Source organism: Maribacter algarum (ex Zhang et al. 2020) (genome assembly GCF_005885635.1).
Lineage (GTDB): Bacteria > Bacteroidota > Bacteroidia > Flavobacteriales > Flavobacteriaceae > Maribacter_C > Maribacter_C algarum.
Genome location: NZ_VATY01000001.1, coordinates 95180 through 107586, shown reverse-complemented (window position 1 = coordinate 107586; position 12407 = coordinate 95180). Strand labels below are relative to the sequence as shown.

Annotated in this window: 13 protein-coding genes; 7 read left to right on the top strand and 6 right to left on the bottom strand. The window is 37.7% G+C overall.

Annotated elements, in window-relative coordinates; translation table 11 throughout:
- Nucleotides 1-5 precede the first annotated feature (5 nt).
- Nucleotides 6-737 carry a hypothetical protein gene (locus FEE95_RS00500; protein ID WP_138655875.1) on the bottom strand — a complete coding sequence of 244 codons (732 nt, stop codon included), beginning with the start codon at nt 735-737 and terminating at the stop codon, nt 6-8.
- A 214-nt stretch (nt 738-951) separates the two neighbouring features.
- On the bottom strand, nt 952-2562 hold the full coding sequence (gene rho / locus FEE95_RS00495; protein ID WP_138655874.1) for a transcription termination factor Rho: 1611 nt from the start codon (nt 2560-2562) through the stop codon (nt 952-954).
- Nucleotides 2563-2760: 198 nt separating this feature from the next.
- Here rho and FEE95_RS00490 point away from each other — a divergent pair, with 198 nt between their 5' ends.
- Entirely contained in the window at nt 2761-3171 is a 411-nt protein-coding gene (locus FEE95_RS00490) for a DUF4293 domain-containing protein (RefSeq protein ID WP_138655873.1), read from the top strand.
- Between the two features lie 112 nt (nt 3172-3283).
- On the opposite strand, the gene FEE95_RS00485 is transcribed toward FEE95_RS00490, so the two are convergent.
- Nucleotides 3284-3778, bottom strand: a complete 495-nt coding sequence (locus tag FEE95_RS00485; protein ID WP_138655872.1) for a metallophosphoesterase family protein — start codon at nt 3776-3778, stop codon at nt 3284-3286.
- 76 nt (nt 3779-3854) lie between these two features.
- On the opposite strand from FEE95_RS00485, the gene truA reads away from it, so the two are divergent.
- Complete coding sequence (gene truA, locus FEE95_RS00480; protein WP_138655871.1) at nt 3855-4607, top strand: tRNA pseudouridine(38-40) synthase TruA; 753 nt, start codon at nt 3855-3857, stop codon at nt 4605-4607.
- Nucleotides 4600-6366 carry an ABC transporter ATP-binding protein gene (locus FEE95_RS00475; RefSeq protein WP_138655870.1) on the top strand — a complete coding sequence of 589 codons (1767 nt, stop codon included), beginning with the start codon at nt 4600-4602 and terminating at the stop codon, nt 6364-6366. Before truA ends, FEE95_RS00475 begins: the two co-directional genes overlap by 8 nt.
- Nucleotides 6367-6369: 3 nt before the next feature.
- On the opposite strand, the gene FEE95_RS00470 is transcribed toward FEE95_RS00475, so the two are convergent.
- From FEE95_RS00470 to folP, 3 genes are all read right to left on the bottom strand, one after another.
- Nucleotides 6370-7137 carry a DUF3667 domain-containing protein gene (locus FEE95_RS00470; protein ID WP_138655869.1) on the bottom strand — a complete coding sequence of 256 codons (768 nt, stop codon included), beginning with the start codon at nt 7135-7137 and terminating at the stop codon, nt 6370-6372.
- 6 nt (nt 7138-7143) lie between these two features.
- Nucleotides 7144-7929 (bottom strand): diadenylate cyclase, encoded by a 786-nt coding sequence (locus tag FEE95_RS00465; protein ID WP_138655868.1) that lies wholly within the window; start codon nt 7927-7929, stop codon nt 7144-7146.
- Between the two features lie 77 nt (nt 7930-8006).
- Nucleotides 8007-8846 carry a dihydropteroate synthase gene (folP, locus tag FEE95_RS00460; protein WP_138655867.1) on the bottom strand — a complete coding sequence of 280 codons (840 nt, stop codon included), beginning with the start codon at nt 8844-8846 and terminating at the stop codon, nt 8007-8009.
- Between the two features lie 114 nt (nt 8847-8960).
- Between folP and FEE95_RS00455 the strand changes: the two genes are divergently transcribed.
- From FEE95_RS00455 to prmA, 4 genes are all read left to right on the top strand, one after another.
- Nucleotides 8961-9512 carry a DUF1599 domain-containing protein gene (locus FEE95_RS00455; protein WP_138655866.1) on the top strand — a complete coding sequence of 184 codons (552 nt, stop codon included), beginning with the start codon at nt 8961-8963 and terminating at the stop codon, nt 9510-9512.
- Nucleotides 9509-10606 (top strand): BT_3928 family protein, encoded by a 1098-nt coding sequence (locus FEE95_RS00450; protein ID WP_138655865.1) that lies wholly within the window; start codon nt 9509-9511, stop codon nt 10604-10606. The genes FEE95_RS00455 and FEE95_RS00450 overlap by 4 nt, the downstream gene beginning before the upstream one ends.
- A gap of 32 nt (nt 10607-10638) precedes the next feature.
- The gene (gene tpiA, locus FEE95_RS00445; protein ID WP_138655864.1) at nt 10639-11388 is read left to right on the top strand and encodes a triose-phosphate isomerase; all 750 of its coding nucleotides are present in this window, start codon (nt 10639-10641) and stop codon (nt 11386-11388) included.
- A 155-nt stretch (nt 11389-11543) separates the two neighbouring features.
- Nucleotides 11544-12380, top strand: coding sequence for a 50S ribosomal protein L11 methyltransferase (prmA, locus tag FEE95_RS00440; protein WP_138655863.1), 837 nt, complete (start codon nt 11544-11546; stop codon nt 12378-12380).
- Nucleotides 12381-12407 lie beyond the last annotated feature (27 nt).

Below are 12407 nucleotides of genomic sequence, written 5' to 3'. Positions count from 1 at the left end.
TCAAACTAGTTATAAGGTGGAGGTCTAACACCTCCTTCGTTGAGAATATAACTCTTACCGCCTTCGAACAAGCTATATGATGGAGCTTTGATGGAGGATTTAAATTCCGGAAAAAGTGAAGCCTTCATTTCGGAGTCCTCCGCCTTAGGTTTAAAAGACGTTTTACTAACTTTTAAATCATCATTTAAGAGTAAGAGTTGTTCCTTATCATCTAAGAAGTAACCATAGGTCTGATTATCCTGGGTGATGGTGGGCATAATAAAAATTGAATTTTGGCGTGGTAGGGCGTCCTTAACTACCATGCCCTCAGGATAATTCGAAAAGTAAAAACGTAAAGTAGAAATTTCTATTCCTTGGTTCTTGGCTTCCTGCTCAAGATAGGTCAGATAATCTTTGATGGTCTTATAATCATAGTAAACATATCTGGCGACTGGGAAAGAATCAACCTGAGCCGCATTTTCTTTCTGGTTCTGCTGCATTTTCTGTTGTTTCATTTTGTCGTCGCGATTATAATCCTTCCCGCGATTTATGGAATCCTCATAGCGTCGAATCAAAGGTTTCCTTCGAATAGTATAGGTGTCATACATTTTTTTTGCATCATCTACTTCAACTATTTGAGCTGGAGCCTTAACGGGCGTGGGGTCTTCACAAGGAGGGCATTCTTCATTACAACTAGATAAAGTGAAAACGAAAAGAAATACAAGCACTAGTGGAAACCACTTTTTAAGGTTTTTCATGACATAAGTGTTTTAATGGTTGTTGTTCTTGCAAAAAAAATGGGGGAGAAAGCTTCTTTGCCTCCTTAAAGATATTTTAAAATACGAGGAATCAGAAAAAAAAAGAAAGAATATTGAAAAGGAAAAATATAGCGCATGAAAAATCCCAAACTCCCAGGTCTTATAAAGGCTATGGAATTTAGGATTTATATTTTGTGATTTGCCGCTAAGGCAATTATTGATTCATTGTCATCAAAAACTCTTCATTGTTCTTGGTTTGCTTGAAACGTTGCTCAATAAATTCCATAGCTTCTACAGGATTCATGTCCGCAAGATATTTACGCATAATCCACATACGCTGAATGATATCTTTGTCTAATAGCAAATCATCTCTTCGTGTGCTAGAAGAGGTTAGGTCGATAGCTGGGAAAATTCTTCTATTGGCAATCTTACGATCCAATTGAAGTTCCATATTACCCGTACCTTTAAATTCCTCGAAGATAACTTCGTCCATTTTCGAACCTGTATCAGTAAGAGCAGTAGCAATAATCGATAAAGATCCACCACCTTCAATATTACGGGCGGCTCCGAAGAAACGTTTTGGTTTATGCAAGGCATTCGCATCTACACCACCACTCAATACCTTACCAGAGGCAGGTTGAACAGTATTGTAAGCTCTTGCAAGTCTTGTAATAGAATCCAAGAGAATCACGACATCATGACCACATTCTACCAAACGTTTTGCCTTTTCAAGAACAATATTGGCTACTCTCACATGTTCAGTCGCTTCCTTGTCAAAAGTTGAGGCGACTACTTCACCTTGAACATTACGCTGCATATCGGTAACTTCTTCAGGACGTTCATCAATCAAAAGAATAATCTGATAAACTTCTGGGTGGTTCGCTGCAATACCGTTGGCAATATCTTTCAACAACATCGTCTTACCTGTTTTAGGTTGAGAGACAATCATACCTCTTTGGCCCTTCCCAATAGGGGAGAACAAATCGATTATTCGAGTTGAAATAGAAGATTGACGTTCGGCCAATCTGAATCTTTCGTCAGGGAATAAAGGTGTCAAATGTTCAAAGGAAACACGGTCACGAACAATTTGAGGGTCGATTCCATTAATCTTATTCACCTTAATTAAAGGGAAATACTTTTCACCTTCTTTTGGAGGACGAACATTTCCTAAAACGGTATCTCCGGTTTTTAGGCCGAATAAACGAATCTGAGATTGTGATACATAAATATCATCAGGCGATGATAAATAATTGTAATCCGATGAACGCAAGAAGCCGTAACCATCTTGCATGATATCAAGTACACCTTCACTTTCGATAATACTATCGAATTCAAATTCAGGCTCCTTGTATCGATTCTTTAAGTCTTTATCAAAATTATTCTTATCCTCTCTACCTTTTTGGTGCTGAGGTTTTTTGTTATGCTGATTTTTGTGCTGCGAATTTTTTTGCTGATCTCTTTTTTGATTACCGTTGTTATTATTTTGAGGTCGCGGTCGCGGTCTAGGTCGTGGCGTTGTTTCACTTGTTTCAACTTTAGCCACAGTTTCTTCTTTATTGTTCTCGGCTGCAGGAGATTCTGTCTTTTCTTCTTCTTTGACTACTCGTGCCCGAGATCTTGGTTTTGGCTTAGGCTTTTCTTCAGAAGGGCTCGTTGCAACTGGAGCAATCTCAGCAGCAGCCTTAGGGTTAGCAGCTTGCACGTCTAAAATTTGATAAACTAAGTCTAATTTTTTTTGGGTTTTGTACTTGGGTACATTAAGGCCCTTAGCGATTTCCTGAAGCTCAGGTAGCTTTTTTGATTTTAAATCTGAAATCTCAAACATTAAGAATGGTATAAATTATACGTTTTGGAAAAATATCAAGAAGTAAATTGTTAATTGGGTACTACAGAGGAAAGATATCCCGTTCTTGGTAAGTGTTGTAACTAATAACGAAACAATATTACAAATTATTTTTAGTAATGCACCTATATTTTTTAAAAAGACGTGTATTTTTGCAGTCCGAGTGGTGAATAATTCACAATGATTCAAAGAATACAGACCATATACCTAGTAATTGTAGCGCTTTTGGCGACTGTATTGCCATTTTTCCTTTATCTCTGGTTAAACGCCAATGGAGAGGAATTCTTTGCCAAACATGATATTTTGGTCGCTACTGCGTTTTACAGTATAGGCGCCCTAGGCCTTATTGCAATTTTCTTATTCAAAAACAGAAAGAATCAATTTGTTGTAAACAGATTGAATATGATATTAAATCTTTTTTTACTAGGATTTTTCGTTTACCGATCGCTAAACTTATCCGGAGAGACTTTGGTTTCTGAGAAGGGTATTGGGATGCTCATTCCTGTATTTTCTATCGTTTTTTTAGTTCTGGCCAACAGAGCTATAAGGAAGGATGAAGATCTTGTAAAATCTGTGGATCGCTTGCGTTAAACCTAACATCTTAGTTTTATTAGTGCGTGAAACCCGGGGTTGTTCCCGGGTTTTTTATGCTTGTCACTCCCCAGTAAGTTGGAAATTGCTTCTTAAAATTTGATTTTTTGTATTATCGCTTCCCCAACTCAACAATCTCCAGATCTTTTATCTCTTCACCATCAATCACAAATCGCAACATGGTTCGTACTTGATGAAAACCATGTTTTCCGCACGCTCCTGGGTTCATATGCAAAACTCCCAAAGGTTTGTCCCACATCACCTTTAGAATATGAGAATGTCCGCAGATAAAAAGTTTTGGTGGATTTTCTTTCACCATCTTCCGGGTCCGTCCATTATATTTTGGCGGATAACCGCCAATATGAGTCATTAGAACATCAACTCCCTCACACATAAATCTATTATCCAAAGGGAATTCCTTTTGAATTACATGATTATCAATATTGCCAAAAACAGCTCGAAGAGGTTTGTTTTTTGCTAAAGCATCCGTTACGGCCAAACTACCGATATCACCAGCATGCCAAACTTCATCCGCCTGACGGACATACTTTAGAATTTTCTCATCCATATGGGAATGGGTATCTGAGAGCAACAAGATTTTTTTCATTTCTGGCGGAATTGCAGGTTCTGACTTTAGAATTCAGAAGGGTCGTCTATCTTTGCAGCAAAGCTAGAGAATACCTTTGAGATATTTTGTCCAATTTTCATATAACGGAAAAGCCTACCACGGTTGGCAAAACCAACCAAATGCGATAACGGTTCAGCAGGTTTTGGAAAAGGCGTTTACTACCCTATTGCGAGCTGATGTTTCTTTGATGGGAGCGGGTAGAACAGATGCTGGAGTTCATGCCAAGCAGATGTTTGCTCATTTTGAAGTAGGTGAAATAGTAGACCGCGAAGATTTGATTTACAAATTGAATTCTTTTCTTCCCGAGGATATTGCAGTACAAGAAATTTTCGAAGTCTTACCAGAAGCGCATGCGCGATTTGATGCCTCGGAGCGTACCTATGAATATTGGGTATGCCAAGAAAAAAATCCGTTTTATACTGATTCGGCTTACTACGTAAAACATCCCTTGGATATTTCAAAAATGAATCAGGCAGCGGACCTTTTATTGAAGTTCAAAGATTTTGAATGCTTTTCAAAATCGAATACCGATGTGCATACCTATTTGTGTGAAATAAAAGAAGCTTCTTGGGTTCAAAAAGATAAAATAGTAGTGTTCACGATAACAGCAAATCGATTCCTTCGGAATATGGTTCGTGCAATAGTCGGTACGCTTTTAGAGGTGGGAACTGGAAAGTCTACAGTAGCTGATGTTAAATCAATCATAAATAGCAAAGACAGGAGCAAAGCGGGTTACTCAGTACCAGCAAAAGGATTATATTTGACACGTATTATCTACCCCGATACCATCACAACGAAACATGGATAACGATTCAGGAAAAGCATTTGACAAACGTCTGTTTAAGCGTTTGTTAGTCCATACGCGCCCTTATAAAGCAACCTTTTATGGTGTTGCATTGGCTGCTATCTTAATTTCCGGTTTTGCAATTCTAACGCCGTTGCTTCTTCGTGAAATCATAGATGATGCCATTAAGAAAAGTAATGAAGAGAAGTTGCTATGGTTGACACTTGCAATGCTTGCTGTCTTGTTCGCTCAAGTTACCTGTCAATTGCTATTTAATTACTATGCGAACTGGCTGGGTGAATCTGTTATAAAGGATATTCGGATTAATCTCTTCAAGCGCATGTTGGGCTTTCGGATGAAGTATTTTGATAATTCCGCTTTAGGGGTTCTAGTGACCCGAGCTGTAGCCGACATGCAACGTATCGGCGAAATTTTCAGCCAAGGATTTTTTGTAATTGTTGCTGATCTGTTAAAAATGCTAGTTGCCGCAACTGTGATGCTAGTGATTAACTGGCGATTGGCACTTATAGTTTTTGCAATTCTTCCGATAATCGGATATGCAACCCGTCTTTTTCAAAAGGCAATGAAAGTCGCTTTTATTGAAGTGCGTTCTCAGGTTTCTAATCTGAATTCCTTTGTTCAAGAACGTATTACCGGTATGAAAATCGTGCAATTGTTCACGAGGGAAAAGATTGAAAGTGAAAAATTTAGGGAGATTAATGAAAAACATCAAAATGCTTGGTTGAAAACGGTTTGGTATAACTCTATCTTTTTCCCAATTGCAGAAATTGTTTCTTCCATTGGGGTCGGACTCATTGTCTGGTATGGTGGACTTCAGAATGTTTCGGGTCTTGAAGAGGAAGAATTCGGGACTATTTTCGCCTTTATATTACTCATTGATATGTTGTTTAGGCCCTTACGTCAAATAGCGGACAAGTTTAATACACTTCAAATGGGAATGGTGGCTGCCAATCGGGTTTTTAAAATTTTGGATACCGAAAGTAATATTCCTGATGTGGGTACTGTTGAAAAAGCTGAGATGGAAGGGAATATCAAATTTTCCCAGGTTCGATTCGGATACCTTAAAGACGAAGAAGTTTTACATGGTATTTCATTTAGTGTAAAAACAGGAGAAACCGTTGCCATAGTAGGAGCAACAGGTGCGGGTAAATCCACCATTATTAATTTATTAAACCGCTTTTATGAGATAAACTCAGGAGCTATTTTGGTGGATGGAATTGATATCAAAGATTACAGATTAGCTTCACTTCGAAAACATATCGCTGTGGTACTTCAAGATGTCTTTCTTTTTGCGGATACGATTGCCAATAATATCAGCTTGAAAGATGAATCGGTAACAATTGAAATGATTGAACAAGCAGCCAAGCAAATTGGTGTAGATGAATTTATTTCGAGTCTTCCAGGCGGATATGAGTATAATGTGAAAGAAAGAGGCACTATGCTTTCAAGTGGTCAGCGTCAGCTGATTGCCTTTCTAAGGGCTTATGTAAGTAATCCCAGTATTCTGGTGTTAGATGAAGCCACTTCATCTGTAGATACCTACTCCGAGCAACTAATTCAAAGAGCAACGGAAAAAATCACTGAAGGCCGTACTTCAATAATCATTGCCCACAGATTGGCTACCATCAAAAAAGCCGATAAAATCATAGTTATGGATGCTGGAAACATTGTGGAAACAGGTACGCATAAAGAACTTCTAAAAGCTGGTGGGTATTATAGCAATTTATATGAAGCTCAGTTTATGGCCGAGGAAGTAGCCTAACCTCTATCTTTGAGGCACTAAATCTTGAATGGATATTATTCCGGTAAGAAGGAACATAATATTCAAAAAGATACTTACCATCATAAAACCTACTCCGAATGCCAATATAAAAGCAAGCGATAGTCCTATGTTTTTACCATGAATTCTATTAACCACATAAGTAATGTAGGCAGCCATAATGGCAATAAAAATAAATGATAAAGAAAGATAGTTTTCTGGAGCCAATAGGCAAAGAGCTAAACTAAAGGGAAAAGTCATTATACTATAGTGTGCAAGGGAGTATATTCCCGTTACAGAGTATTCAGAGAGGTTGTGACTTTTTTTATTGAATATCAGCCAACCAGCAATTGCAATCAATGGAATATAGAGTAAAAAAGTAAAGGAGCTGATATCTAGAGAAGCATTTAGTATTTTTCTGGTAGTTTCCGTTTTCATCGACTGACCAAATGTGTCTAAATCTATTTTTTCCAGCGCAAATTTTCGAAGAACAAATAATAGGAGCCCAGAAAGGGTAAGGGCAATTCCCAAATAACTCACGGGATTCAAATACTTTTTTCGAATTCCCTTAATATACCCATCGATTACGATTTCCGGTTTTGTAAATAGATGGAGGAAAGTTTTTAAAAAAGTATTGTCTAAATTGAAATAACGCTCGGTAACATCATACCAAAGATTTTTAAAAGTAAGACGATTACGAATAACTTTTGCTCCACAATTTGAACAAAAACTATAATCTGTTCTTAGAGATTTTTCACAGTTTTTACATTCCATAGAAATCTAAATAAGATCTTCCTTGAGTATAGCAGATAGTTCTGTCAAATCTTTAAACGTTATAAACTCGCCATTTTTAATACAGGAAATATTACCCGTCTCCTCACTTACAACTAATCCTATGGCATCGGTTTTTTCAGTAATGCTTACCGCAGCTCTATGACGGAGGCCATAGTGGAGTGGAATGGTTCGCTCATTTGAAACGGGTAAAATCACTCGAGTTGCAACGATGTAGTTATTCACGATAACCACGGCCCCATCATGAAGAGGACTATTTTTATAGAAAATACTTTCAATAATTGGCTGGGTTATTTCGATATACATCTTATCCCCAGAAGATTTTACGAAATCTAAGGAGTGTTTTTGTTCTATTACTATGAGAGCACCTGTTCGAGTTGTAGCCATGTTTTGACACGCATATAGAAGTGCATCAACATTAATACTGGTAGAAAGTCCTTCTTGTTTTAAAAATTTGAAGTGTTTTAAAAAGTTCTTTTTGTTTGAAAAATTAGTGGAACCAATCATAAGTAAGAACTTTCGAATCTCTTGCTGAAAGACAATTATCAAAGCAATTAAACCGACTTGCATGAAGGCACCAACCATACTACTTATCATCTTCATGCCAAGGAGTTCGGTAAGTTTCCAAAATCCCCAAACGATAACAATTCCGATGAAAATATTGATAGCTACAGAACCGCGAACCAGTTTGTAAATATAGTAGAGAAGTATTGCCACCAAAACGATGTCAATCAGATCGGTAATCTTAAGATCAATAAAATTTAGGAAATCCAATTTGGTCGCTGTTTTGGTAAAATTAGGAAATAAGACTTCAATAAGTCAAATTAAAATATATCGATAGTAGTAACGAACTAAGAACTTGGGACATAATTGTTTAGGTTTTTATAGAGTTTTACACACTCTACTGCTTCTTTAACGTCGTGAACCCTTAGAATATTGGCTCCTTTGCTTAATGCTATCATGTTTAAAGCAGTAGTGCCATTTAGAGCATTTTCGGCATTTGTCTCTAGAGTTTTATAAATCATTGATTTTCTACTCACACCTGCTAGTATCGGCAAGTTTAAACTTTGAAATAAATCCAGCTTCTGTAAGAGCTCGAAATTTTGTTCTTTGGTTTTAGCAAATCCAAATCCTGGATCAACAATAATATCATGTATCCCTAAGGCTCTGGCTGTCGAAACTCTTTCTGAAAAGTAATATAAGATGTCTGTAAGTAGCTCCTTGTAATTCGTTTCCTGTTGCATAGTCTGGGGGGTACCTTTCATATGCATCATGATGTAGGGAACTCTGTTCTTAACGATAGTAGGCAACATTTTGTGATCGATTCTTCCTGCAGAAATATCGTTGATCAAGGCGGCACCTGCCTCCAAACATTTTGAGGCAATGTTGCTTCTAAATGTATCAATAGATAATACGATTTGAGGGAATTCCCTAGTAAGCAATTCGACAATAGGCAATATTCTTGCTAGCTCCTCTTCTTCTGAAACAACCTCGGCTCCTGGTCTAGAACTATAAGCACCCAAATCTATAAAAGTAGCACCTTCTTCAAGCATTTTTTTGGTTTGCAAAAGAATGGACTTCTCATCTTTGTATTTTCCACCATCAAAAAAAGAATCTGGAGTAATATTCAGAATTCCCATAATTTTGGGCAAGTTCAAATCTATTAATTCACCTTTACAGTTAATGGTCATAGGATTCTATATCGATATAGTTTTGGCAATTGGTTTGGAATAGACAAGTAATTCACATGAACTTTGACATTCACATAATTTTAAACGAAATTTACGCAAATTACATTGATATTCATGCAGCATACTTCTGAGCAATACGATGACGTCATCAAAGTTTGTCGTGACCTGTTCCTTAAAAAGATGACCGATTACGGTTGTGCTTGGCGAATTCTAAGACTTCCTTCACTCACCGACCAAATTTTTATTAAAGCACAACGAATTCGTGGACTTCAGCAGAATGAAGTGCGAAAAGTGGATGAAGGTGAACGTTCCGAATTTATCGGAATCATAAACTATTCGATTATGGCCTTGATTCAATTGGAACTTGGGGTAGCAGAACAACCTGATATTTTGAACAAAAAAGCCTTTGAACTTTACGATAAACATGTAGCTGAGACTAAAGGTCTGATGGAAGATAAGAATCATGACTATGGTGAAGCTTGGCGTGACATGCGTGTTAGTTCTTTGACTGATTTGATTTTGCAGAAATTACTTCGTGTAAAACAGATTGAGGATAATAAAGGTAAAACCTTAGTTAGTGAAGGAATTGAAGCGAACTACCAAGATATGGTAAATTATGCTGTGTTTGCTATGATTCATTTGGATGAAAGTAACCCCGAAACATGAAGTATTTAGTTGGTTTTAGTAGAGTTTTTGTTGGTATTTTATTCATTATTAGTGGATTTATAAAGCTAAACGATCCAGTCGGTTTCTCTTTTAAGCTCGAAGAATATTTTAGTCAAGGAGTTCTAGACCTCCCATTTTTTGAACCTCATGCGCTCACAATATCCATAATAGTAGTTGTTTTTGAAGTACTTGTGGGAGTGATGCTGCTTATCGGTTTTAGAACAAAATTTACAGTTTGGAGCCTGCTGTTAATGATTATCGGTTTTACCTTTCTCACCTTCTATTCTGCTTATTTCAATAAGGTGACAGACTGTGGTTGTTTTGGCGATGCAATTAAACTTACGCCTTGGGAATCGTTTACAAAAGACATAGTCCTATTAGTACTTATTATATTCCTGTTTATAGGAAGAAAATACATAGCCCCGGCTTTCAGTGTAAGAACCAATCGACTCATCGTATTTTTTGCCTTAGTACTTTCAGGATTCTATGTATATCATGTATTGAACCATTTGCCGGTAATTGATTTTCGCCCCTATGAGATAGGAAAGAATATTGAGGATGGAATGAATGTTCCCGAAGGGGCTCCGGAAGCCATTTTTGAATATGCATGGAAGTTCAACGTAAGAGGCGAGGAAAAAGTTATAGTTACCAATGGGGATTATCCGCAGGTAGACGGTGAGTTCATAGATGTTAAAACTACTGAGATTCAGGAAGGCTATGAACCACCAGTGCATGATTTTACAATAGAGCAAGATGGTGAAGACTTTGCTTCAACTTTATTACAAGAACCGAAATTGGTCATGGTTATAGCTTACGATTTGAGAAAAACCAATGAATCAAGATATGCCGAGGTGAAACGGACAACCGATGCTGCCATGAAGAAGGGGTATAAGGTAATCGGAATGTCTGCTTCGAATAATGCACAAACTGTGAAATTGATTCAAGATAATGACCTTGAATTCGAGTTTTATTTTACCGATGAAACAACATTGAAAACCATTGTAAGGTCTAATCCTGGGTTTTTAGTATTAGAAAAAGGTACTATAAAGCAAAAAGTACATCATAACGATTTAGACGAATTGAAATTTGAATAGGGATTGCCCTAAAACACTAAACCTTTTACAAGATGAGAAGTAAGATTGTTGCCGGAAACTGGAAAATGAATAAGAATTTAGAAGAGACGGAAGCATTGCTGACCGCCCTTTCTGCAAAACTACCAGATACCCAGGCTGAGGTGATGGTGGCCCCAACCTATGTGAATCTAAATACTTCGGTTCGTCATTTAGAATCTTCTACCATACAGGTAATTGCACAGAACATGCATTTTGCTGAGAATGGCGCTTACACAGGTGAAATCTCTGCGGACATGCTTCTGCATATTGGAATCGATACCGTTATCATTGGTCACTCAGAACGCCGGGCCTATTTCGGGGAAACTGATGAAATCTTGGCTAAAAAGGTTACTGCCGCTTTGGCAAAAAACATGAGAGTCATGTTTTGCTTCGGAGAAGAATTGGAGGATCGAAAATCAGGAAATCACTTTGCTGTTGTAGAAAGTCAATTGAAGAATGCTTTGTTTTCATTGGACGCAGGTTCCTGGAGTAAAATAATTTTGGCCTACGAACCCGTATGGGCAATAGGAACTGGTGAAACAGCCTCTCCTGAACAGGCCCAAGAGATGCACGCTTTTATCAGAAAAACGATTGCAGGTGCCTTTGACGCAGGAATTGCAGAGAATGTAACAATACTCTACGGTGGAAGTGTAAAACCCGCTAACGCAGAAGAAATTTTCTCAAAACCAGACGTAGACGGTGGACTCATTGGCGGAGCTTCGCTGAATGCAGATGACTTCGTAGCCATCATAAAAGCAATCTAGACCTTTCTAGAAGAGATATTCAATATGCCCTCCCCTGTTAAGGAGTGATACAGCGAGAGCTCTGGACGAGTTGAAGCGCTGACCGAAATTGGAAAGAGGTTCTTTCTTAGTGAATGTCGGAGGGGTAAATCCTAAACCGTAAAGCCATATGTACCATGCCCAACATCACCTACATAGAATACAACTTCATAGTACATCCCCTTCAACCAGCATCTGACATTTTAGTAGCAGAGCTAGGCGAAGCTGGCTTTGAAAGTTTTGTCGAAAACGAAGAAGGAGTTTTAGCATATATTCAAAAAAATGATTGGTCAGAGAATATCTTGGAATCAATCCATATTCTGGAAAACGAAATGTTTGAAATCAGTTTTCAAGTAAAAGAGATTGAACAAGAAAACTGGAATGCGACATGGGAATCGAATTTTAAGCCTATTCGGGTAGATGATGCCTGCGTCGTTCGAGCTCCTTTTCATGAAAAACCGGATGTTGAGTTTGACATCGTTATTGAACCCAAAATGAGTTTCGGAACGGGCCATCACGAAACGACACACATGATGTTGCAACATATTTTGGCTCATAACTATGAAGGAAAGGCCGTTTTAGATATGGGTAGTGGAACAGGAGTACTTGCTATATTAACGGCTATGAAAGGGGCTGCAACTATAGATGCAATTGATATCGACCATTGGTGTTATTTGAATACCAAAGAAAATGTAGCACGAAATAATTGTGAACATGTCAATGTGTTTGAGGGTGATGCTGCCTTATTAATTGACCAAAAGTATGATGTGATTATTGCGAATATTAATCGGAATATTCTGTTATCCGATATTCCTAAATATGTTAAATGCTTGAATGCGAATGGTATACTTTTTCTTAGTGGATTTTATGAGGAAGATATACCGATGATAAGTTCCAAGTGCAACGAGGTGGCGTTAAAGTTTGAAAAAAACCTCGAAAAAAATAATTGGGTAGCGGCAAAATATGTATTTTAGGAGTGTTACTAGGTTATTAAACCCTGA